Origin of the sequence: Microseira sp. BLCC-F43, assembly GCF_041929235.1 — a bacterium.
GTDB lineage: Bacteria > Cyanobacteriota > Cyanobacteriia > Cyanobacteriales > Aerosakkonemataceae > Microseira.
This window is the reverse complement of sequence record NZ_JBHFNP010000111.1, coordinates 38,033-58,886: the sequence shown is the minus strand read 5'-3', so window position 1 is coordinate 58,886 and position 20,854 is coordinate 38,033. Positions and strand designations below refer to the sequence as shown.

At 43.6% G+C, this 20,854-nt stretch carries 22 protein-coding genes and 1 pseudogene; 13 read left to right on the top strand and 10 right to left on the bottom strand.

What is annotated here, in order from left to right; genetic code table 11:
* Positions 1 to 340: 340 nt before the first annotated feature.
* Positions 341 to 943 (bottom strand): annotated as a pseudogene (gene ndhI / locus ACE1CM_RS16470) (NAD(P)H-quinone oxidoreductase subunit I).
* Positions 944 to 1,372: 429 nt separating this feature from the next.
* On the opposite strand from ndhI, the gene ACE1CM_RS16465 reads away from it, so the two are divergent.
* Positions 1,373 to 2,395, top strand: a complete 1,023-nt coding sequence (locus ACE1CM_RS16465; RefSeq protein WP_374878594.1) for an SDR family oxidoreductase — start codon at positions 1,373 to 1,375, stop codon at positions 2,393 to 2,395.
* A gap of 89 nt (positions 2,396 to 2,484) precedes the next feature.
* On the opposite strand, the gene ACE1CM_RS16460 is transcribed toward ACE1CM_RS16465, so the two are convergent.
* Together ACE1CM_RS16460 and ACE1CM_RS16455 are read right to left on the bottom strand one after the other, a co-directional pair.
* Entirely contained in the window at positions 2,485 to 2,886 is a 402-nt protein-coding gene (locus ACE1CM_RS16460; protein ID WP_374878593.1) for a type II toxin-antitoxin system VapC family toxin, read from the bottom strand.
* The gene (locus ACE1CM_RS16455; RefSeq protein ID WP_374878592.1) at positions 2,883 to 3,500 is read right to left on the bottom strand and encodes an antitoxin; all 618 of its coding nucleotides are present in this window, start codon (positions 3,498 to 3,500) and stop codon (positions 2,883 to 2,885) included. Before ACE1CM_RS16455 ends, ACE1CM_RS16460 begins: the two co-directional genes overlap by 4 nt.
* Positions 3,501 to 4,182: 682 nt before the next feature.
* Between ACE1CM_RS16455 and ACE1CM_RS16450 the strand changes: the two genes are divergently transcribed.
* The 3 genes from ACE1CM_RS16450 to ACE1CM_RS16440 all read left to right on the top strand — a co-directional run bounded on the left by ACE1CM_RS16450 (position 4,183) and on the right by ACE1CM_RS16440 (position 7,337).
* Complete coding sequence (locus ACE1CM_RS16450) at positions 4,183 to 4,536, top strand: hypothetical protein (protein WP_374878591.1); 354 nt, start codon at positions 4,183 to 4,185, stop codon at positions 4,534 to 4,536.
* Between the two features lie 108 nt (positions 4,537 to 4,644).
* The gene (locus tag ACE1CM_RS16445; RefSeq protein ID WP_374878590.1) at positions 4,645 to 5,835 is read left to right on the top strand and encodes a GTPase; all 1,191 of its coding nucleotides are present in this window, start codon (positions 4,645 to 4,647) and stop codon (positions 5,833 to 5,835) included.
* 281 nt (positions 5,836 to 6,116) lie between these two features.
* Complete coding sequence (locus ACE1CM_RS16440; RefSeq protein ID WP_374878589.1) at positions 6,117 to 7,337, top strand: hypothetical protein; 1,221 nt, start codon at positions 6,117 to 6,119, stop codon at positions 7,335 to 7,337.
* Positions 7,338 to 7,447: 110 nt separating this feature from the next.
* On the opposite strand, the gene ACE1CM_RS16435 is transcribed toward ACE1CM_RS16440, so the two are convergent.
* Positions 7,448 to 8,014: a TetR/AcrR family transcriptional regulator gene (locus ACE1CM_RS16435; RefSeq protein WP_374878588.1), complete on the bottom strand. Its 567-nt coding sequence runs from the start codon at positions 8,012 to 8,014 to the stop codon at positions 7,448 to 7,450.
* A 99-nt stretch (positions 8,015 to 8,113) separates the two neighbouring features.
* Between ACE1CM_RS16435 and ACE1CM_RS16430 the strand changes: the two genes are divergently transcribed.
* Positions 8,114 to 8,674 carry a carboxymuconolactone decarboxylase family protein gene (locus ACE1CM_RS16430; RefSeq protein ID WP_374878587.1) on the top strand — a complete coding sequence of 187 codons (561 nt, stop codon included), beginning with the start codon at positions 8,114 to 8,116 and terminating at the stop codon, positions 8,672 to 8,674.
* Positions 8,647 to 8,832, top strand: coding sequence for a hypothetical protein (locus ACE1CM_RS16425; RefSeq protein WP_374878586.1), 186 nt, complete (start codon positions 8,647 to 8,649; stop codon positions 8,830 to 8,832). Before ACE1CM_RS16430 ends, ACE1CM_RS16425 begins: the two co-directional genes overlap by 28 nt.
* A 344-nt stretch (positions 8,833 to 9,176) precedes the next feature.
* On the opposite strand, the gene ACE1CM_RS16420 is transcribed toward ACE1CM_RS16425, so the two are convergent.
* Complete coding sequence (locus ACE1CM_RS16420) at positions 9,177 to 12,926, bottom strand: HEAT repeat domain-containing protein (protein ID WP_374878585.1); 3,750 nt, start codon at positions 12,924 to 12,926, stop codon at positions 9,177 to 9,179.
* A 31-nt stretch (positions 12,927 to 12,957) separates the two neighbouring features.
* Here ACE1CM_RS16420 and ACE1CM_RS16415 point away from each other — a divergent pair, with 31 nt between their 5' ends.
* The gene (locus tag ACE1CM_RS16415) at positions 12,958 to 13,392 is read left to right on the top strand and encodes a hypothetical protein (protein ID WP_374878584.1); all 435 of its coding nucleotides are present in this window, start codon (positions 12,958 to 12,960) and stop codon (positions 13,390 to 13,392) included.
* A gap of 24 nt (positions 13,393 to 13,416) precedes the next feature.
* On the opposite strand, the gene ACE1CM_RS16410 is transcribed toward ACE1CM_RS16415, so the two are convergent.
* The 3 genes from ACE1CM_RS16410 to ACE1CM_RS16400 form a co-directional block, all read right to left on the bottom strand.
* Positions 13,417 to 14,472, bottom strand: coding sequence for a DUF1611 domain-containing protein (locus ACE1CM_RS16410; RefSeq protein ID WP_374878583.1), 1,056 nt, complete (start codon positions 14,470 to 14,472; stop codon positions 13,417 to 13,419).
* A gap of 78 nt (positions 14,473 to 14,550) precedes the next feature.
* The gene (locus tag ACE1CM_RS16405) at positions 14,551 to 15,030 is read right to left on the bottom strand and encodes an SRPBCC family protein (protein WP_374878582.1); all 480 of its coding nucleotides are present in this window, start codon (positions 15,028 to 15,030) and stop codon (positions 14,551 to 14,553) included.
* Positions 15,031 to 15,083: 53 nt separating this feature from the next.
* Entirely contained in the window at positions 15,084 to 16,130 is a 1,047-nt protein-coding gene (locus ACE1CM_RS16400; protein WP_374878581.1) for a dipeptide epimerase, read from the bottom strand.
* A 139-nt stretch (positions 16,131 to 16,269) separates the two neighbouring features.
* Here ACE1CM_RS16400 and hemJ point away from each other — a divergent pair, with 139 nt between their 5' ends.
* The 4 genes from hemJ (at position 16,270) to ACE1CM_RS16380 (ending at position 17,907) form a co-directional block, all read left to right on the top strand.
* A complete protein-coding gene (gene hemJ, locus ACE1CM_RS16395; protein ID WP_226582786.1) occupies positions 16,270 to 16,839 on the top strand; it encodes a protoporphyrinogen oxidase HemJ in 570 nt (189 codons plus the stop codon).
* Positions 16,840 to 17,055: 216 nt separating this feature from the next.
* On the top strand, positions 17,056 to 17,385 hold the full coding sequence (locus ACE1CM_RS16390) for a DUF433 domain-containing protein (RefSeq protein WP_374878580.1): 330 nt from the start codon (positions 17,056 to 17,058) through the stop codon (positions 17,383 to 17,385).
* Between the two features lie 61 nt (positions 17,386 to 17,446).
* Entirely contained in the window at positions 17,447 to 17,653 is a 207-nt protein-coding gene (locus ACE1CM_RS16385) for a hypothetical protein (protein WP_374878579.1), read from the top strand.
* Positions 17,650 to 17,907, top strand: a complete 258-nt coding sequence (locus ACE1CM_RS16380) for a hypothetical protein (protein WP_374878578.1) — start codon at positions 17,650 to 17,652, stop codon at positions 17,905 to 17,907. Before ACE1CM_RS16385 ends, ACE1CM_RS16380 begins: the two co-directional genes overlap by 4 nt.
* 13 nt (positions 17,908 to 17,920) lie before the next feature.
* Here ACE1CM_RS16380 and ACE1CM_RS16375 read toward each other — a convergent pair whose 3' ends face one another.
* Both ACE1CM_RS16375 and surE read right to left on the bottom strand, forming a co-directional pair.
* Positions 17,921 to 18,316 carry a hypothetical protein gene (locus tag ACE1CM_RS16375; protein ID WP_374878577.1) on the bottom strand — a complete coding sequence of 132 codons (396 nt, stop codon included), beginning with the start codon at positions 18,314 to 18,316 and terminating at the stop codon, positions 17,921 to 17,923.
* Positions 18,317 to 18,411: 95 nt separating this feature from the next.
* The gene (surE, locus tag ACE1CM_RS16370; RefSeq protein WP_374878576.1) at positions 18,412 to 19,206 is read right to left on the bottom strand and encodes a 5'/3'-nucleotidase SurE; all 795 of its coding nucleotides are present in this window, start codon (positions 19,204 to 19,206) and stop codon (positions 18,412 to 18,414) included.
* Between the two features lie 144 nt (positions 19,207 to 19,350).
* Here surE and pheS point away from each other — a divergent pair, with 144 nt between their 5' ends.
* Together pheS and ACE1CM_RS16360 are read left to right on the top strand one after the other, a co-directional pair.
* Positions 19,351 to 20,355 carry a phenylalanine--tRNA ligase subunit alpha gene (pheS, locus tag ACE1CM_RS16365; RefSeq protein ID WP_374878575.1) on the top strand — a complete coding sequence of 335 codons (1,005 nt, stop codon included), beginning with the start codon at positions 19,351 to 19,353 and terminating at the stop codon, positions 20,353 to 20,355.
* 260 nt (positions 20,356 to 20,615) lie between these two features.
* Positions 20,616 to 20,804 carry a hypothetical protein gene (locus tag ACE1CM_RS16360; RefSeq protein WP_374878574.1) on the top strand — a complete coding sequence of 63 codons (189 nt, stop codon included), beginning with the start codon at positions 20,616 to 20,618 and terminating at the stop codon, positions 20,802 to 20,804.
* Positions 20,805 to 20,854: the final 50 nt, after the last annotated feature.

Below are 20,854 nucleotides of genomic sequence, written 5' to 3'. Positions count from 1 at the left end.
TTTGATTGTCATGTAGGGACAAGGCATCAATAAGCTTTGCCCAAAACGCGAAGGTTTTCTGCTGCCGTGTCCCGACCGCCAATTTTGATTGTCATGTAGGGACAAGGCATCAATAAGCTTTGCCCAAAACGCGAAGATTTTCTACTGCCGTGTCCCGACCGCCAATTTTGATCGTGATATCATATCATTTCCGAGCGATTATTCACCCTCGGCAGCCGGGACACGGCAATATCAAAGTTATTTGTTTGTTCGAGATATATATAATGCCGTGTCCCTACGCAATCAAGGGGTGAGGTTTTGTGACCAGAGATGGTAGCAAGAAACCCGGTTTTTAGGGGTGCTAGTTTTGGCTGTTTCCTTCCTGTTTTTCCATTTCTGCCAAAATTTCTTCTGGGAAACGACCTGCGCGACGATCTTTAGGTGAAACTTCGTGAGGTTCCATCACTCCTTTGGGTAGGTAAACCAATTCTCTCAGCGGATTCACCATCGGGTCTTGAGTGACTTTGTAAGGCAATCTTCCCATCGCCACGTTATCAAAGTTCAACTCGTGACGGTCGTAAACGCAAAGTTCGTATTCTTCGGTAAATGACAAACAGTTTGTGGGGCAAAACTCAACGCAGTTGCCGCAGAAAATACAAACCCCAAAGTCAATACTGTAGTGCTTTAGCTGTTTCTTTCTGGTTTCTTTGTTAAATTCCCAATCTACTACTGGTAGGTTGATCGGGCATACCCTGACACAAACTTCGCAAGAGATACATTTATCAAATTCAAAGTGAATCCTGCCTCGGAAACGTTCAGAGGGTATCAGCTTTTCCTAAGGATATTGTACTGTAATCGGACGACGGCGCATGTGGTCGAAAGTAACTGCTAACCCTTGTCCGATATGGGCTGCTTGCAAGCTTTCCTTAGCATAATCGCCAACGGATTTAAGAAATTTAAACATTAAAGCCCCCAGCCTGAACAGACAGGAATAAATATTGGCTTGGTAATTGGTAATTGGTAATTGGATTAATGTGACAATTATCGATTACTCATTACCAAGGTTTTTGTTTATAAGATGGTTTGAGTGTTAACTTTATCTCTTCGTTAATTAACTTAACTTCTATCTAAAGTACGAGTCTGATGTTAAGTTTGGCTGTGTTGATAAATACAAAATTCCTAGTGCAATTGATAGTCAGCCGGGGCGGGTTTAAGGAAATATCTCGTGGTGCCACCGCATGGTTGGTAAAACCCGCCCCTACATTAGTTGAATGATATGGATATACATCAATCTACTTCTTTTAGAAGAGGATTGTTAAAAAGCTAAAAGATACTTTTAATGATTAGCGATCGCAAATCATTTGCAATTATTGTTTGTTTAAAGTAAAAAGTCATGGCTATTTCACTTAAACCGCTGCGAAACCAAGTCATTGTCATTACCGGCGCTTCTAGCGGCATTGGCTTGGTAACCGCGAGAATGGCTGCAAAGCAAGGCGCTAAGCTAGTTGTTGCAGCGCGGAATGAGGAGGCGCTGCGTCAACTGGTGGAAGAGATTCGCGCTTCTGGGCGTGAGGCAATCTACGTCGTCGCGGATGTGGGGCGAGAAGAAGATGTGAATCGGATTGCGGATGCAGCGATCGCACACTTTGGACGCTTCGATACCTGGGTTAATAACGCGGGTGTATCGATTTTCGGTCGCTGCATGGATGTTACGATACCTGACATGAAGCGCATGTTCGATACTAACTTTTGGGGCGTTGTATATGGTTCCCGCGCTGCTGTGAAACACTTTCAAGATCGGGGAGGTAGCGGGGCGCTGATCAACATCGGCAGCTTTTTTGGCGATCGCGCCACGCCGATCCAGTCCACCTACTGTACTACAAAGCACGCGCTGCACGGCTTTTCGGATGCGCTGCGGATGGAGTTAGAAAAGGATAAGATACCCGTCTCGGTAACGTTGATTCACCCCGGTAGAATCGACACGCCATATAACGAACATGCCCGCAGTTATATGGCAAAACAACCGGCGCATCGGGGGATGATTTACCCGCCGGAAGCGGTAGCAGAAGCAATTTTATATTCAGCCGAACATCCGAAGCGGGATATGTACGTTGGCTTCCAGGCGAAATTCTTTGCGGTGTTAGGTGCTTTAGCGCCGCGATTGATGGACAAGTTGATGGAAATTTGGATGTATCCTTCCCAGCAATCGGATCGCCCTTCGCGCGATCGCGAAGACAACGCACTCTACCATCCTGGCTATGGGATGCACGAAAGAGGAACCCACCAGGGATGGATTCGATCCGGTAGCTTGTATGTGAAAGCATCAAAGCATCCAGTTGCTACCACCGTAGCTGTTGTAGCAAGTCTCGGCGTAGCAATTTGGTGGCTGACAGCGTCCTTTTCCCAAAGTTTTTGAAGTAGGGTGCGTTAGGCGCATTTGCATATTTTATTTTTGGGCAATTAATTCATTTTTGCGCCGTAACGCACCGTCAATTTATTAATAATTTAATCTGCCCAATTTTCCAAACTTAATCCTGGAATTTGTGACAACTCTCTCACATTATTTGTAACTATAATCAGACCAAGGCTGATTGCTTGGGATGCGATTAACATATCCATCGAGTCGATTGCAATACCCCTGGGTTCCAATTCGGCTCTAATTTGTCCATAAGTCTGGGTTGCTCTTTCATCAAATGGCAAGACTTCTAGAGGAATTAAAAACTGACTCAAGGCGGCTCTATTTTGCTCTGAACGTTGGCTTTTGTAAGCACCATATTCTAGTTCTGCCACCGTTATGGATGAAACCCCTATATCAGATAGGTTGAGGGTTTGAAATTTTGCCAAAACTTTGGCAGGCTTCTGTTTGATGATGTAGATGCAAATATTAGTATCTAGTAAAAACCTCATTCCCATGCCTCTCTAATTTCTAGAATGGGTTGTTCTCTAGTTTCCATGAAGTCTTCAGAGAATAGGTTTAAACTATCAAACAAAGCTTGCCAAGGATTTTCTTTGGGAATCAGAACAATGACGCCGCCAATTTTTTTGATATAAACTTCACTACCTTGGATTTGAAATTCTTTAGGCAAGATGACCGATTGATTATCGCCATTCATCAATAATTTAACTGTTTCCATTTTTGACCTCTCTATCTGTACTATATTATCTATCTCTACAATTGCCTTTTGCTTGTAGCCAGCATTTTCTAGTATAACTGGAACTTCTTTCCAATTTCTCGGTCGCTTCTGGGTGAGAGTTTCAATATAGCGATACAGTCCTCTCGATAAGTCTACTCTCAGTCCCTTGATATCTCGGTGGAGTACTGTAGCAATTTCCGGAGGACTTTGACCGCAAAGTATTCCACGAAGATAGGCTTGTTCTAGAGGCGTCAGTTGTTGTTTTTGAATTTTCGTATACAGTCGCTTTGCTGCTGTTAAATCCTTGTAAAGTTGTGAGAGATTCCAGCTATTAGCCGCTTGGGGAAACTTTTCTGACTGTGATGTTAGGAGTTGGGAAAATGCCATATTTAGGGGTAAAGTATTCTGTGGCGATGGGCAAGAAAGTGATAGCTGCTACCCCAGAAACAATTTATTTATATTTATATCTACGTAAGTATTGAATATCAATCAGTAATTGACTGGAGTTTTATGGAATGTTTTTAATAAAAATTCAATAAATGCAGGTTTTTTTAAACTTTGCTTAAAAATTAGACGTACTTTTCCGGATGGGATGACAACCCCAGAGAAGTTAGTTAGATCGGGTTTTGAGCTTGGTTGACTACTGACAGGGGTTCAACCGGCAGCTTACAACTGCCTGTGATACACCCATATGACTTACGTAAAACACCTTTGTTTCTATGAAAAATCGTTGATTTGGCAACTAGAGATCTATACAGAAACAAAGGTGATAGCAAGGTCGTGCGTAAGTCCTGACCCAATTGAAAACCGTTGTAAGTCCGTATCTTTTTGGCGGTCAACCTGGAGCAAAGCCTGATGGGACAAGGTTTCAGGTGGTCTGACCTAACAAAACTAATAAACTATTGGAAAAAATTGCTAATAAAACAGCTAATAAGTGTTAGGTATATCTCGGAATTGCTTGTTTAAAGTATTAATTAAGTACTGATTATCCTGATGGGGGAGTAATACAGATATGGGGATTTCTTTTCCTGTCAATGGAGAACATCATGATGATGTAGGAGGTGGACATATGAACACCTCGTTTACCATCAACTCGAATGGTAATCTGTATGCTACCACTCGAACTTGGACGAATGTAAAATTGATGGGGTTTACAGGTGGTGTTTTCATCGCAATAACCGATGAACAAAAGTTTCCAATTTGGGCAACTGAGCAACACAGATATGGTGTTGATGGTAAATGGATAAAACGGAGCGATCGGACTGAAACCTGGCAATCAACAGTTCCGCTAGATATTTTATCCAGAGCAAAGGGCTATGCCATTATTCAACAGCATACTCCAAGACCTAGAGTATTGGATTGGCTTAAGTCAGAAGAAGGACAAAGAATTATTCTGGCTGCTGTTGTTATATTGTCGATGTAAATAAACGGGGTTATGCCAATCCAAACTTGATATTGTTCGCGCTGCTGTTGTGCTTTTGATGTTCTAAAAAACTTTGATGTTAATGACCCGCTAAAATGAGGTTAAATCATGTCACAGACTTCTCTCTCAGTTTCAATTAACGACTTTCAAAAACGCTTTCAAGAAAATATTCAGCAAGAATTCAACCAACTGAAAAAGCCAAATATTTTAATTATTGGGAGAGCAGGTGTTGGTAAAAGTTCATTGATTAATGCAATCTTTGGCAGCGATGTGGCAAGAGTCGGAGCAGGTAAACCTGTTACTTTGTCATACAAATGCTATTCTAGCCCTGATGTGTTAGTGAATATCTATGACTCAGCCGGATGGGAAGGGGGTGCTGAAGGAGAGCAGAAGTTTTTAAAGGATACAGAAAATTTTCTGAATCAGCGTCAAACAGCAAATTTAGAAGATCGCATTCACATCGTTTGGTATTTAGTAGATGCTCCAGGGGCGCGTTTTACAGACTTTGACGCTAGGATCGTTCGGAACTCACTGAAAGATATACCCGTACTGTTCATCCTATCAAAAAGCGATATAGCGGATGAAAATCAGATTGACAGCCTCAAAAATGTCATTGATGAATCGAACATACCCAACCAAGTAGGTATCATCGAAGTTGCAGCAAGTCCGATGATGAAACGCGGAAAACTTACCTGCGAACCTTATGGTCTTGATGAAGTCGTTTGTAAAACCCTGGAGATACTTCCCGACTTACTTAGACGTGCATTCATAGCTGCCCAGCAAGTAAACCTCAGTGAGAAAGACAAAGAAACGAGAGATATCATTATTGCAGCCACAACGGCTGCTTTCTGGATTGGATTTTCCCCTATCCCCTTCTCAGATACTCCTGTGTTGTTGGCTGGGCAAGTTGGCTTGGTTGCCCGTATAGCAGTCATTTACGGTTTCAAGCCTGTTCAAGTCGTGACGAGTTTTGTAGGAGGAATAGTAGGAGGAGTTTCTACTGCTGTTATAGGACTTCTCCTGGCAGACTTTCTCAAATTTATTCCGGGTGTAGGAACATCGCTTGGAAGCTTGGTTGATGGAACAATTGGTGCCATACTAACAGCCGCGCTTGGTTTCAGCTTCAGGGCGTTGTTCCGCGAGATTGTTAAATCCAATATTAAGGGTGAACAAGTGCAGTATACCGAGGAGTGGATGCAGAGTTTTCTTCAGAAGAGATTTCAGCAGGAATGGGACAGGCTTCTCAAAAATAAGAAACTCGATAAGAAACTCGATGACTACGAACCTCTAGATGAATAGGCTCTAATTCAGGGAAGCTAGGGTGGGTAAGTGTCCATCCAGCTTTTTGCTGCGATCGCACCAAACCCAACTAAATCATTAGCTTTGAGACAATGCAACAGGAACTTAGCTAGTTTTTGGAGCAAGGTATAGAGAGTGTTAGTGCTAGATCGATCGAAGGTGGGCTGCTAATTACTTTACAGTGACGAAATATGCGCGAATAGCCCTAATTTTGACAGCAGTTTTCAAGTCAACAAAAAACTAATTCAATCAAATAAGTTAGACATTAGTTGGAGCTTAAAATGCGTAAACAAGATGGATTTTGGGGTTTTCTCAATACCTTTAATCTTGGGTTATCAGGTTACTTAATTGCTTCTGTACTGGGTGAGTCTTTAGTCAAGACTAGCGAGAATTTAGCTGAAGCTACCACTAGAGCATCGCAATCTGTAGAACAATCAGCAGAATTATTATCTGAGACGACCAGAGAAGCTATCCCAAAAGTAATTATGAAGCCATCAAAAATGTTTATACCAGTGGTTTTTGCAATAACTACTTTAACTACCACATTAATTCTGGCAAAAACACCAAAATTGAATGCAGAGCCTAAACTTAATACAATATCTCAATCAAATCTTATATATGAAGATATACCACCTGCTCCTCCTCTACCTGTTCGTCCTTTTGTTGTTTTTGTAAATGGTTATCAGGACTGCTGTGCTTGGCGTATGAATAAGCTTGAATCAAGGCTATTGGCTATGAATGCTGAAATTATTAAAGTTCCTTATAGTGATTTTATAAATGGAGCAATAACTTGTAGGGGTATCGAACTAGGACGTTGTTTTACGAGTACTGATGTTGAATTTTTGAGAAAAGGTGAAGATTTTATCAATAACCATCTTGACAGAAACCGTCCTTTAATTTTAATTGGACATAGTTTTGGTGGTGATTCAATTTTGAAACTTTTACCTCGGATAAAGCGTCAAGTTCAATTTGTAGCTGTTATTGATCCTGTTACAACAGGTGGATTGCGGCTTACTTCAAGAAATATTCCAAGAAATGTAGGTTATTTTTTTAATAGATGGCAAACAAATTTTAGTTTAAATCCACGTAATTTGCCGGAAAATATTACTGTACTTCCAATTAATTTCAGGTGTTCAAAAAAAATTAATTGTAATGCAAGTATCTGCGATCAAGACGCTCAAAATATCGCTAGAAATGCTGACTTTTCTCCAATAAGAGATGGTAGATATCAAAAGAGAGTTACTCATCAAGGTCTTGCTGAAGATGAGTATATTCAAAAAATAGTTGGAGACAAAATACAAGTAGAATTGGGTATTATTACAAACGGTTTTTATAGACAAGATGGTAAACCAAATGTTTATCTCGTAAATGTAAATAATCGTGCTTTTTGTCACGTTCAGAGTCCTGCTCAAATGGAAAGATTTGGAGGTTTTGGTAGAGTTGTTGTTTTTCCAAATGACTCATTTAAAATAGGCTTAAGAGATGCTGGTGCGTGTTATTAGAAGAAATAAGCACTTCTTATGAGTAATGGTTAGCGATCGCTCTCAACTTCAAAAACTTTGTCAATCTGCAATAATTTTTGCAGCTAGGTTTAGAGATGTTTAAGCGATCGCTAACTAGCATCAATCAAAACAGACAAAATATTGCGAGCTTGTTGCGCTCCTGCCGGATTTCCTTCAATTGTTGCCATTAAACTAGCGCCCCCAATTAACAGTAAGTATTGCTGCGAGAACGATCCTGGATCGCGCACTCCTGCTTCAGAGGCTAACTGCATAATATATGTACGGATTGCCTCTCTTAAATCAACTGAAACTTGATGAACTGGATGAGCAGCATCGGCAATTTCTAAAACCGCGTTGATAAAAGGACATCCCCGAAAATCAGGTTTAGCATACCATCCTTGAAGCACATCAAACGTAGCAAGCAATCTTTCCTTCGCTGTATTACCTCTGTCAGCAACAGATTCCTCAAACCAGCGTATCCACTGTGCTGAACGATGCTGCATCACTTCCAGAATTAAATCATCTTTTGAGGGAAAGTGCCTGTACAGCGTTCTTTTGGCAACCCCCGAAGCGGCAATCACCTCGTTAATACCAACATTTTGAATTCCCTTTTGATAAAAAAGCTGCGACGCAGTTTCTAAAATTCTTTGCCGCGCAGCACTTGATTCGCCAGTCATGTTTTTTGCAGTAGACAGATTTGTCTCCATACAGCTATACTAGCATCTATGATAGGTAGACAGATTTGTCTACCTGAGAATTGTTTGGAGTGAAAACCGATGGAATTTACGATTCATACGCTGGAAACTGCACCCGCAGCCTCAAAGGAAGCCCTGATTCATGCCAAGGAGACATTTGGTTTAATTCCCAATTTGGAGGGAATCTTAGCAGAAGCACCCGCAGCCTTGAAAGGCGGAATGGCATTGTGGGATTTGTTTGCCTCCAGCAGTTTGACACCAATTGAGCAACAAATTGTTTATCTAACTGCAAATTACGAACATGATTGCCGTTACTGTATGGCAGCTCATTCCGGGTTAGCGAAAATGGTTGGTATGGCTTCTGAAGATATTGATGCACTTCGGAATGGACAACCTTTGGCAGATCCTAAATTGCAAGCATTGCGCCTATTTACGCAACGAGCGATCGCAACAAGAGGCTGGTTAGAAGATCGAGAAATCGAAGAATTTTTGGCAGCAGGTTATACTAAACAACAAGTTTTGGAAGTAATTTTAGGAATAGCTGTCAAAATTATCCACAACTACACAAATCATATTGCTAAAACACCTCTAGATAAAGCATTCCAGCCCTATGTTTGGTCAAAACCTGCAGTAGCGATGTAGGTAATCTGCTAACGGCGATCGCTTGCGGCGTGCGAGCGATCGCAATCCACATTTTGGACGCGCATAGGGTGGCTGAAGACCCAGCACAATATCTTCTCTTTGAACATCCATTTCTACCAGCGGGTTCGGAAACTGATGCAAGCTCTGAACAAACCTAAAAATTGACCAAAAACTGCAACACCTGCGTCAGTTAAAACCGACTGGTTTGATTGCATTTAGTCGGTTTTAACCGACTTGAGCTAAAAGCCTTTGAAATTTATTTCCGGGTGGGTTCTGATGCAAGCTCTGAACAAATCTAAAAATTGACCAAAAACTGCTACACCTGCGGCACTCCTAACAAATCTCAGGACTAAAGCTGCGTGTCAAAATTACTGGCTGGTGCGTGACGTTACAAGTCTCATTGCTACGTTGAAATATGCTCACAACGTCACGCACCCGGAGAGAAAAAATATGCCAGTTGCGTAAGTCCTTAAATCAGCAATCTGCAATCTGAAATCTCAAATCAGATCGTCATTTCATAATAAGGCAACGGATAGGGTGCAATACCTTCCCAACGCGCATCTGGTTTCCAAGCGCCGTTAAGTTCTTCGCGACGCCTTGTATAAACCGTCATCTTATTATCTTCAACTTTCATCAGATTGTATTGCAGCGGAAATCCGGGCGTCCACTCGCGCACGGGGGCGCCAAAAGTTCCAGCACCGATAATATTAAGTTTGCGTCCTCCTGCACTGACATCATAGCTGTAAAGACTCTTATCGGATTTGTGGACATGTCCGTGCAACGCAAAGCGGAAACCTCCTTTTGCTAACCGTTCCATAAAGCCGCTATCTTTGATTCGATCTTCAAACGGACTGGAGAGGGGATGATGCCAAACTGCCATCTTCAAAAAGCCTTCATAGAAGTCTTGATTGTCGCGAATTTTATTCAGGGCGAAGGTGATAGCATCGGGATGAATGCTAGCTTCTTTGGTTTCATTGCTATCTAATTGCCAAGAAGAATTTAGACCTAAAACTAATATTTTTAGCCTGGGCATGTGATACACAATCCCTTGATGTTCGTATTCCAAGGGATAAGATTCCATCCTGATAGCTTGATAAAAGTTTCTGAAGTGGTCAAAACGCCGTTGGTGTACCTCGTGATTGCACTTTAAAACCAACCTGCCATTTTCTCGACATTTTTCATAAGCTTTGTCGCCTAAATCCCAGTTGAGGTCGTGGTTACCGGGAACGATAATAATATTGGAACGCTTGATCCGAAATTCCCCAGCCAATTGGGTGATAAACTTTTCCGCAGCATGGTATTCTTCTTCCGTCGAGCGATTGGCAATATCGCCAGAAAGAATTAGCGCGTCGATTTGATTAAAATCGAGTTCCGATGACAAATCGTTTAAATCGTCAGCGAGGGTGCCGTACCAATTATTCGCCTCGGCGAGGGTGCCAAAGTGTAAATCTGAAAGGTGAAGAATGAAGGATTTGGGGACAGAAATAGTTTGGACGGTTGGCATAGATGCTGACTCTTCTACTGTAAGATCGATTGGGGTGAGTGTGAGGGTATGATTGTAAAAATTGCAGCGCTCTTGAATTGCTGCAATGGTATCGAGCCAATAAATTTCTTCTGTGGTCAGAAGAAACTCGTTCAGACGAGGTAATATTTCTGAACTGGATAATTTTTCTAACGCATAAGCTGCACTCCTACGAACGTCAAAATTTTCATCTTCCAATGCATAGCTAAGCACTTCGATTGCCGCGGCATTGTCGATTTTTCCTAACGCATACGCTACGCTTTTACGCACTTCAACACTTTCATCTCTCAAAGCGTAGAACAAAGCTTGCACCGCCTCTGCATTGCCTATTTCTCCTAACGCTGCAACGACGGTTATGCGAATATGATAGTTTGGGTCATTTAAAGCATAAAGTAAGGCTTTAGCAGCGGCGCCATTGCCGATTTTTCCCAAAGCATAAGTGGCATTTCTGCGAACCTCAACATCTTCATTTTTTAAACTAGAAAGCAGCGATTCAACCGCTGAAGCATCGCCAATTCTTCCCAAGGCATAGGTTGCACTTTTGCGAACATCAACATCTTCATCCTTTAAACTAAAAAGCAGCGATTGAACCGCTGCTGGATTGGGGATTTTTCCTAAAGCTTCCGCCGCCTTACTGCGAACGTTAGCATTTTCATCTTTTAATACCAAAAGCAGCGATTGAACAGCTGCTGGATTGGGGATTTTTCCTAACGCCTCCGCCGCACTACTGCGAACGTAATCATCTTCATCGTTTAAAGCCAAAATCAGCGATGAAACCGCCGCCTGATCGCCGATTTTTCCTAACGCTTCCGCTGCACTCCAACGCACGACATAATCCTCATCGTTTAAAGCATAAAGTAGGGCTGCGGTTGCTCCATCATTGCCAATATTTCCTAATGACTCGGCGGCGATGCTGCGAACGTAAGAATCATCATCGCTTAAAGCATCGAGTAGCGGCTCAACTGCGGTGTCTTTATTGATATTGGTTAATGCATCCGCCGCACTCCAACGCACATAATATTCTTGATCTTTCAAACCTTGTACTAGGGCATCGACAGCGGCAGCATTGCCGATATTTGCTAAGGCATCTGCTGCGCTGTTGCGAACATCGGAATCTTCATCGTTTAAAGCGGGGAGCAATGCTTCAACAGCGGCTGGATTGCCGATTTTTCCTAATGCTTCTGCCGCACTCCAACGCACCATATAATCTTCATCGTTTAAAGCTTGAAGTAGGGCATTTACGGCGGCGGTATTGCCAATTTTTCCCAGGGTGGCAACGACGCTGACGCGCAGGTCAGAATCTTCATCGTTTAAAGCTTGAACGATCGCATCGACAGCGGTTGCGTTGCCAATTTTTCCTAATGCTGTCGCGACGCTTCTGCGAACAATATAATCTTGGTGTTTTAAAGCGGGTAGGAGGGTTTCCGTTGCTGCTTCAGTGCCGATATTTCCTAATGCTTCAGCGGCAATACCGCGAACCACATAATCTGTATCGTTTAAAGCTTGCACTAAAGCGGTAACCGATGCTTCGGTGCCGATGTTGGCGATCGCATAAGCCACACTTCTGCGAAGATCGGAATCAGGATGCTTCATCGCTTGCACCAACGCCCCCACCGCCGCTTCGCTGCCAATCGCAGCTAACGCCTCCGCCCCCCGCCTGGAAACATCCGGATTTTGATGTTTCAGCACCTGTACTAACGCTGCTACTGCTGTCTCCGTACCAATAGCAGCAAGCGCTTCTGCTGCCCGCTTACAAATACGCGGTTCTTGATGTTTCAACGCTTGCAATAAAGTTCCAAGTGCTAAATCCGAGCGGGTTTTAGCTAATAACCGCATCTTGATTGGTAGCGGAATTTCCATCTGGGTAATTAACCCAACTGTTGCTACTTGAAACTCTGGTTTTGTCGCACCTGCCAATCTTGCTCCTAGCTGCAAGTCCACATCAATGGCTAAATTCACTACCCGCAGCGCCTGCTGTTGTTCGTTTACCAACTCCAACATCAGCGCTAAAGGTTCTGTCCATTTCAGATAGTTTAGGTATTGGCGTTTCAACTCCTCATCGCTGAGATGGGGTAATTTTTCCAGCAAACTTTCAGCGGTGTAATATTCCTGAATCAGCGGGTGCTGAAACTCAATTTGATTGCCTACCCCCAGTTGAATTAAGTGATGCTTGAGTAAATCTTCCAGTCGAGAAATAGCACGATCTCTAGGTTTATCAAACTGTTCATCCCGCAGAAACGCCGTCATAATTTCTTCCGCTTCTTGCCTGGGAATTGCCAATTGCAACTCAGTTTGTTTGTGTCCCTGGGTCATTTTAAACGCTAAATGCTGCAACAACGGCTGCCACCAGCGCCGCGACTCATCCATTACCGGGGCATCCTGCTTGAGTTTCTGGGTAAACTGGCGAAACACCAAACCCAGGTTAGAAGGCACAACTCCCGTGGCGCTAAACAGGGAACACAGCATCATTAAAGGCAGCGGCGTTTGCCCAAACTCCCGCAACCGCTTGCCCAATTGTCGCAGCATCTGCTCGCCCCCTTCTGGCAGATACTTGTTGACAAATTCGCGCATCTGTGATTCGGTCAGGGGCAGCATTTCCAACTTTTTGCCAATGTCTAAGTCGCCCCCCACACCAAAATCCCGCGTGGTGAACACCATCGGCGTGGTGGCGTTTTCGTGCCGAAACCTGGATAAATCTCGCCGCGCTGCCTCGGAAGGCAACTCGTTCAAACCATCGACTAAAAGCAGAAATTGCCTAAATATGCTGGAAAAGGAATACTTTTTCCTGCAAAACACGATTGAGGATTACAACAAGCAGATTTGGGCGATTAAAGCGCTGGGAATTAGCGGCACGGCAGGGGTTGTGGCGCTGATGTTACAGATGAAAATTAGCGCGATCGCTACCATTGGCTGTTCAATCCCCTTGTTTTTTTGGATACTAGAAAGTCAGTGGAAACACTTCCAACGCGGTTTCTATCCCCGCGTCGCCGAAATTGAAACACTTTTGCTCGAGTGTGGTTATTGTTCTCCGGGAATTTACGGAGGTTGGTCGCGTACTTTAAAACGCAGTTTGATTCCCAAGCGCCAAGGTTACCTTTGGGATGGATTGTTCAATCCCACCGTGTATGTGACTTACATTTTGCAAATAGGGTTTTTGTTGGTAATGGCGGCGATCGCACCGGGGTTTTTGAAGTAATTGCTAATTGCTAATTGCTAATTGCTAATTGTTCAAAATGCTATTAGCTATTACCGCATCTAATAATACTTCAGCACCAAACCTGACTGGATCGGTGCAGGTTAGATTTGTTTCAGCTTGGATTTGCGCGATCGCACCAATGGCGGCAGTATCATCTAAGTGTCCGGTATTGAGAGCGATCGCGGCTACTTTTGCAGGTTTAAATGCACCCGCCGCACTTGCTACACTTTCGTATAATTTAATCGCTTCTGGTAAAGGTGGAATTGGCACTTGGGGATGGTTGCGGATGTGAGATTGTCCCGCGCGATGGACTAATATCAAATGGGTGGGTTGCGAACCTCGAATTAAAGGTAAAGTTGCAGTTGAACCTGGATGGAGTAGGGAACCTTGTCCTTCAATAAATAGGATTTCATTATCTGCATTTCGCATTACTAACTGTTCCACTGCACCAGCGGCGAAGTCAACTCGGACTGCATCTAAAGGTATGCCATCGCCGGATATCATAATACCAGCTTGTCCAGTCCCCAGGAATTTGGAACGTAACCCGCGTTTTTGGGATGCTTTATTGAGTTCTAAGCTAGTGGACATTTTACCTACAGCCATGTCTGTACCAACTGTTAAAATGCGGAGACAAGAAATACTTCGCGCCTTAGCACTTGCTACACCTAACCCCGCAGGTTCTTGACGGACATCCCAAATCCATTGTCCGTCTTTCAACAAACTTTTTAATTCCGGATTATTCGCCATTGGCGTATGCAGTCCGTTGACAATTGATAACCCCGCCGCCACTGCTTCTTTTATTTCCGCTTGCCATTCTTCTGGCAAAATACCCCCAGAAGGTGCAATCCCAATCCCCAGAACATCGGGTGCATAAGCTAGCGCTTCCGTCACCGAAGCAACAATCGGAACATCGCGCGGAATGCGAGTTAATTCTGGCAAAGATTTACCAGCGCACTCGCGGTCAATTACCGCTACAATTGATGCTTCACTATAGCGTAAAAGCGTCAACCCAGTTTTGCCTTGAGGCCCAAGAATACCCTCGTGCAGTAAGATAGCTACTTTTTGGTGATTTTTTAGCATAGTTGTCAGTTATGTAGGGGCGGGTTTTACCTACCATATATAATCATAATCGACAATTGTTGTAAACCCGCCCCCTGGTTATACAACATTTTCCACATATTTTTTGATTTCAGCTAGACAACTTTGCTGTGCCTTTTGAAACTGTGCCGACATAATCAAAGCCACGATCGGGTAAGCCAAGACCGATGTCACTTCAAAGTAAAATTTCCAAGTAACTATTGTGGAATCATTAGACGGTGTAAGCGTCCAATCTCCCCCACCGGATCTAACCAAGTATGAAAAGGGCGGCTTGAATCCACTAACTATTTTATAGGTTTGTTTTGTCGGGCGCGTCAGCTTAATAATTTCTTCGTCAATGACTGAATTATCATAGTTTGTCACTCGACGTATTACCCCTGACCGCATTTCACCACCGCCCACAATTTCAGCACTCCGAATTGCCGGAATTACACCATATCCTTTAAATACTTTGGGCAAACTAGAAACCGCTGTGGCAAAGTCAAACACTTGTTCTGGTGATGCTTTGATTTCAATCGATGCTTGTGACTGGACTTTCATTATTCCCTTTTAGTTAAAGTCAATCTCAAATCCCAAATCTTAAATCTTAAATCTTAAATCTCAAATCCTTTAACTCCAATTCCTGGTAAATCATTTGGGATCAGACATCCATCTTGCATAAATGCACCCGTGAAGGGGTCATCAATTAGATTGAGATGACTGTCTAAATCTAAATAATCAGCTAGCGGCGAGAGGTGGGAAAGGGCAGTATTAGCAAGCGTACTATCGGAATAGCAACCGAACATGATTTGCAATCCACAAGCACGCGCTGTATTAATCATCCGCATCGCTTCAGTTAACCCCCCCGATTTCATCAATTTTATATTAATTCCATCGACACAATCTGCCAGATGGGGAATATCTTTGCTGCTGAAGCAGCTTTCATCAACAAAGATGGGAAGCGGTGAAGATTCTTTCAATTTGAGTAAATCTTTTTCCTGGCCTTTTGCTAGGGGTTGTTCTACATATTTAACGCCTAAATTGCCTAACCAATTGCACATTTTTACCGCATTTTCAAGACTCCATCCGCCATTGGCATCGATGCTCGTTGGAATATTTGGGGCTGATTCTAGCACTGCCATTAACATAGCTTTATCGGCTTCAATGCCATCGGGACTGCCGAGTTTGACCTTCAAAACCTGCACTTTTGTGACTTGAAACCAATCTCGCAGGCGCTGTCTTGCTTTTTCGGGCGAGTTAATGCCAATTGTGACAGAAGTTGGCACAATTTGGTTGCGATTTAAGCCCCAGAGTTGCCATAAAGGTAATCCGACTTTTTTACCCATCCAGTCGTGCAAGGCGACATCAATAGCAGCACGAGCAGCCGATGGTAATTGATTGTCTATCAAAATTTGCTCGATTTGTTGCCTGTCGGTTGGGGTAAAATTTTTCAAGATGGGAGCAACTTGCTGTAACGCGGCGACAATTGTTTCTGTAGTTTGTCGCGCTTCGCCGATAGAAAATGGGGAAGCTTCTCCAATTCCTTCAATTCCGTCTTGTTCTATAATGACCAATACATTTGTAGATTGGGCAGTGGTGCCGCGACTGATAGTAAGAGCGAAACGTTTGTTGACTGTAAAGGTTTGAATATGAATTTGCATCAGATGGGGTGAGAGGGGTGGTAAGGAGGGAAGCGGCGCTCAAGCGCCTACTACGAACGGCCTACTACAAACGGTGCGATCGCTTGGTAGAATCAGCCAAGTAAGCAAAAACAACTTGAATTGAAGGATAACACTAATCATGGCGTATTTCTGGTTTAAGGCTTTCCACATCATTGGCGTAGTGGTTTGGTTTGCTGGGTTATTTTACCTAGTGCGTCTGTTTATCTATCACGTAGAGGCGAACGAACAACCAGAACCCGCTCGCTCGATTCTTAAGAATCAATATCAGATTATGGAAAAACGCCTCTACAATATCATCACCACGCCAGGAATGCTGGTAACGGTGGCGATGGCAATTGGTTTATTGACTGTGGAGCCTGATATTTTAAAAAGCGGTTGGCTTCATGTCAAGTTGGGCTTGGTAGTTGTCTTACTCGGCTATCATCATTATTGCAGTCGTCTGATGAAAAAGTTGGCAGCAGATGAATGTAAATGGACTAGCAAGCAATTGCGAGCTTTAAACGAAGCACCGACTTTACTTTTGGTGGTTATTGTGATGCTGGCTGTGTTCAAAAATAACTTACCAACGGATTTGACTGCTTGGGTGATTTTTGGCCTAATTGTAGCAATGGCGGCAACGATTCAGCTTTATGCTAAGAAACGTCAGCGGGATAAAGAGAAACTCTTGACGCAAGCTGTTCAGGAATAGCTAGATAACTCAAGTTGCTAGTTATAAACTTGGGCGTTGCTAATAGCTAATTGCTAATTGCGAGAATGATGTGAAGCTCACAACAATAATATCCTCCATGAGCCATGAGCCATTAGCCATGAGCATAACTAGCAACTTGAGTTAGATAACCGACTTCTTGGAGAAGTCGGTTATCTGAGTGCTAATATCATCAATACAGTAGTAGCCCAAGTGCTTATGACATTGACAATTGCAGCCGAACCGGCGCCATTACGAGTTAACGCCGATGGTGTAGTTCTTGTCGGTAAAACCCGCGTACGCCTAGATACTGTGGTTTATGTATTCCAACAAGGAGCAACAGCAGAGGAAATCGTCTATCGCTTTCCATCGCTGAAATTAGCTGATGTATATGCCACAATTGCTTTTTATCTCAATCATCAGCAGGAATTTGAAACATATTTACAGCAAAGGCAACAAAAAGCCCAAGAAATTCGTAAAATGAATGAGGCAAAATTTGAACCTCAAGGCTTGCGCGATCGGCTACTTGCTCGCAAGGCAATGCAGTAAGTATGTTGAAATTGCTGGCAGATGAAAACTTTGATAACACAATTGTTAGAGGCTTGCTGTTATGAACATTAATACTCTGCAAGAAATTGAACGTGCGGTCAGTCAATTATCCCCAGAGGATCTTGCTGCTTTCCGTATCTGGTTTGCAGAATTCGATGCCGCTATCTGGGATCGACAGTTTGAAGCAGATGTGGCTGCGGGTAGGTTGGATGCGTTGGCTGAGAAAGCGTTGCAAGATTTAAAAGAAGGACGTTGTAGCGATTTGTGAAACATCGCGCAACTCCAGATTTTTGGTACTACTATCGACAGTTGCCGAGTGATGTTCAAGAACTCGCAGATCGAAGCTACGAGTTGCTTAAGCAAGATCCCCGGCATCCATCGCTGCATTTCAAGAAAGTGGGTCGATTTTGGTCAGTGCGAGTCGGTTTGCACTATAGAGCGCTAGCTGTAGCACAGGATACTGATATAGCTTGGTTTTGGATTGGTTCACATGCAGAATATGACAAACTTTTGGGGTATTGAGAACATCTAATTATTAATGACTTTCAAACGGAATTTGCCACCAATTTTCTAAATAAGAGCGCAATTGTTTTGAAAACTCCATCCGCAGTTCAAATTTCTCGCTTTTGGCTGGCTTTCTTTCTTCATCCAGCATCCACCCATAGTCGCTTCCCAAACGCAATTTTCCCTGCCAATCTGCAACGGAAATAACCAATTGAGAAGCGGGACTATTATCTACATCTTTAACCCGAAACACGTAATTGAAATTATTTTGCTTGCCAGATGCGACGGTGGAAGGTTGCCCAAATTTCTCTTTTAAGCATTGTCCCACTTTTTCCGCCAAGCCGGGTTTGTCCAAATCTTCTAAGGTTTTGACGGCTAAAGTCAGGGCAAAATAGAATTCTTCGACAGGTACAAATTCGAGTTGCATTGGTAATTGGTAATGGGTAATTGGTAATTGGTAATTTCAGATTTGAGATTTCAGATTAGAGATTTAAATGTAATCTAAAATCTGCAATCTGCAATCTAAAATTTGAAATTCCAGGACTGTAAGGTTTTGATCCCACCAGCACAGGTGAGGTCAAATTGCAAGGGGGTGACGGTAATGTAATTATTGCGGATTGCTTGCACGTCGGTTTCAATGTCGGGCGGTATGAAAGGATGGGGTGCGGGTTCTAATTCTTCCTGCAATTCCCCGGTTAACCAATAATAGGTTTTGCCGCGCGGATCGGTGCGTTTTTCAAACACATCGAAGTAGCGGCGCACTCCTTGGCGGGTGATGGCGACGCCAGCGATCGCTTCCCAAGGTACGGGCGGTACGTTAACATTAAGCAGCATCAACTGTGGTAAGGGATTTTCGCCTAATTGTTCCATCAATTGTTTGGCAAACTTTGCCGCCGCCGCAAAATCACGCATGACAAAACTGGTTAAACTAAACGCAATTCCGGGAATGCCTTCGATTACCCCTTCCATCGCCGCCGAAACAGTACCAGAGTATAAAACATCCGTGCCTAAATTGGAACCTTGGTTAATCCCAGACAGAACATAATCCGGTTTACTATCCAATAATGCCCACAGTCCCAACTTTACGCAGTCAGAAGGCGTTCCAGAACAAGCCCAAGCTTTCACAGTTGGATGGAAACCTGATTCTACCACCTCGGCGCGGATCGGATCGTGCAAGGTCAAGCCGTGTCCGGTTGCAGAACGCTCCCGATCCGGGCATACTACCGATATGTCGTGACCTGCTTCGGCTAGGGTATTGGCTAGGGCGCGAATACCAGGGGCAAATATACCGTCATCGTTACTAATTAGCAATCTCATGCGGTTCGATACACTTTAAAATAGGCATCTTCTTGTTGCCTTCTTAAAATACCGCGGATGGCGTTGCTTGCGATCGCGCCGGTCTAGTCTAAACTGGTAAATTGGGACAAGACTGTTAAAATAACGCCCCCGATTTTTCCTTGTATGACTAATCAGCCTACCGATTTAGAGGCACAACTAGAAGAACTCAAGCAACAAGGGCAACAAGCGATCGCTTCTGCTGCCACTTTAGATCAAATCGAACAGTTGCGCGTCGCCTATCTGGGTAAAAAAGGTCAACTGTCCCAGATTTTAGGGGGTTTGGGTAAATTATCCCCCGAGCAACGCCCTCGCATCGGGGCCGTCGCAAACGTTGTTAAAGAAGCTTTGCAAACAGCTTTAGAAGAAAAGCGGGAAGCTTTACAAGTTGCCCAAATTCAAGCTCAACTCGCAGCCGAAACCCTCGATGTCACCATGCCGGGAGTTTTCTTTCCCCAAGGTCGGTTGCATCCCCTCAATAGTACCATCGACCGCGCTTTAGATATTTTCGTCGGTCTTGGCTACACCGTCGCCACCGGCCCGGAAATGGAAACCGATTACTATAATTTTGAGGCACTCAATACCCCCGCAGATCACCCCGCCCGCGATATGCAGGATACTTTTTACCTGCCGGATGGAAATTTGCTGCGGACCCATACTTCTTCCGTCCAAATTCGCTACATGGAAGAAAACGATCCGCCGATTAGAATTGTCGCGCCCGGTCGAGTATATCGTCGCGATACCGTCGATGCTACCCACTCGGCAGTTTTCCACCAAATCGAAATTTTAGCCATCGATGAGGGTCTGACTTTTACCGATCTCAAAGGCACAATTCGGGTATTTTTGCAACAGATGTTTGGCGATGAATTGCCCGTCCGCTTCCGCGCCAGTTATTTTCCCTTTACCGAACCTTCGGCAGAAGTTGACGTACAATGGCGCGGCAAATGGCTGGAAGTCATGGGCTGCGGTATGGTCGATCCAAACGTGCTAAAAGCCGTAGGATACGATGCAGAAGTTTACACTGGATTCGCTGCCGGTTTTGGCGTCGAACGCTTCGCAATGGTGCTGCACCAAATTGATGATATCCGCCGTTTGTATAGCAGCGATTTGCGGTTTTTGCGGCAGTTTTAATTGGGTAATCGCTAATTGCTAATTGCTAATTGCTTATAGGAATATTTTCCAACTCTTCGATTAGCCATTAGCTATTAACCATTAGCTATTAGCGATTTACATCTGTCTTTAGATAGAGAAGTGCTTACTGCTATAAGTATTGAGTTGTTATACTTTTGTTAACGATCTATGTCGATCGGTTTTTAAACCTCTATTCTTAGCTGTAGTATCAAATCCAAATAAAAGATTAATTTTTTGTGGTAGTTTGTGAGGTAATTTCTATGGCATCCTCAACAGTGCATCAGCTTTTTGAATTCGGCTATAAAGACGCAACCAGAGGAAATCAGCCACAATCAAATGCCATTAAGTACTTGCAAGGATATGCCGCTGGTTCGGTAGCTGCTGATAAAGTACTGGTGGCGCGCTTGGATCGCATTCGACAAATTAAAGCCTCGCTGGTGTGGCATTAATCCGCAAGAGGTTAAGAAAGCAACCGAGTGGAGGCTCTTGCGTAGTTATA

Excerpts from the sequence above, each read along its gene's own strand:
- ACE1CM_RS16465 (WP_374878594.1), top strand. The coding sequence starts at position 1,373 with ATGGCTATTTCACTTAAACCGCTGCGAAACCAAGTCATTGTCATTACC.
- ACE1CM_RS16390 (WP_374878580.1), top strand. The coding sequence starts at position 17,056 with ATGACATTGACAATTGCAGCCGAACCGGCGCCATTACGAGTTAACGCC.
- ACE1CM_RS16455 (WP_374878592.1), bottom strand. The coding sequence starts at position 3,500 with ATGGCATTTTCCCAACTCCTAACATCACAGTCAGAAAAGTTTCCCCAA.
- ACE1CM_RS16405 (WP_374878582.1), bottom strand. The coding sequence starts at position 15,030 with ATGAAAGTCCAGTCACAAGCATCGATTGAAATCAAAGCATCACCAGAA.
- ACE1CM_RS16460 (WP_374878593.1), bottom strand. The coding sequence starts at position 2,886 with ATGAGGTTTTTACTAGATACTAATATTTGCATCTACATCATCAAACAG.
- ACE1CM_RS16410 (WP_374878583.1), bottom strand. The coding sequence starts at position 14,472 with ATGCTAAAAAATCACCAAAAAGTAGCTATCTTACTGCACGAGGGTATT.
- ACE1CM_RS16360 (WP_374878574.1), top strand. The coding sequence starts at position 20,616 with ATGGCATCCTCAACAGTGCATCAGCTTTTTGAATTCGGCTATAAAGAC.
- ACE1CM_RS16435 (WP_374878588.1), bottom strand. The coding sequence starts at position 8,014 with ATGACTGGCGAATCAAGTGCTGCGCGGCAAAGAATTTTAGAAACTGCG.
- hemJ (WP_226582786.1), top strand. The coding sequence starts at position 16,270 with ATGGCGTATTTCTGGTTTAAGGCTTTCCACATCATTGGCGTAGTGGTT.
- ACE1CM_RS16430 (WP_374878587.1), top strand. The coding sequence starts at position 8,114 with ATGGAATTTACGATTCATACGCTGGAAACTGCACCCGCAGCCTCAAAG.
- ACE1CM_RS16415 (WP_374878584.1), top strand. The coding sequence starts at position 12,958 with ATGCTGGAAAAGGAATACTTTTTCCTGCAAAACACGATTGAGGATTAC.
- ACE1CM_RS16385 (WP_374878579.1), top strand. The coding sequence starts at position 17,447 with ATGAACATTAATACTCTGCAAGAAATTGAACGTGCGGTCAGTCAATTA.
- ACE1CM_RS16375 (WP_374878577.1), bottom strand. The coding sequence starts at position 18,316 with ATGCAACTCGAATTTGTACCTGTCGAAGAATTCTATTTTGCCCTGACT.
- pheS (WP_374878575.1), top strand. The coding sequence starts at position 19,351 with ATGACTAATCAGCCTACCGATTTAGAGGCACAACTAGAAGAACTCAAG.
- surE (WP_374878576.1), bottom strand. The coding sequence starts at position 19,206 with ATGAGATTGCTAATTAGTAACGATGACGGTATATTTGCCCCTGGTATT.
- ACE1CM_RS16450 (WP_374878591.1), top strand. The coding sequence starts at position 4,183 with ATGAACACCTCGTTTACCATCAACTCGAATGGTAATCTGTATGCTACC.
- ACE1CM_RS16400 (WP_374878581.1), bottom strand. The coding sequence starts at position 16,130 with ATGCAAATTCATATTCAAACCTTTACAGTCAACAAACGTTTCGCTCTT.
- ACE1CM_RS16445 (WP_374878590.1), top strand. The coding sequence starts at position 4,645 with ATGTCACAGACTTCTCTCTCAGTTTCAATTAACGACTTTCAAAAACGC.
- ACE1CM_RS16440 (WP_374878589.1), top strand. The coding sequence starts at position 6,117 with ATGCGTAAACAAGATGGATTTTGGGGTTTTCTCAATACCTTTAATCTT.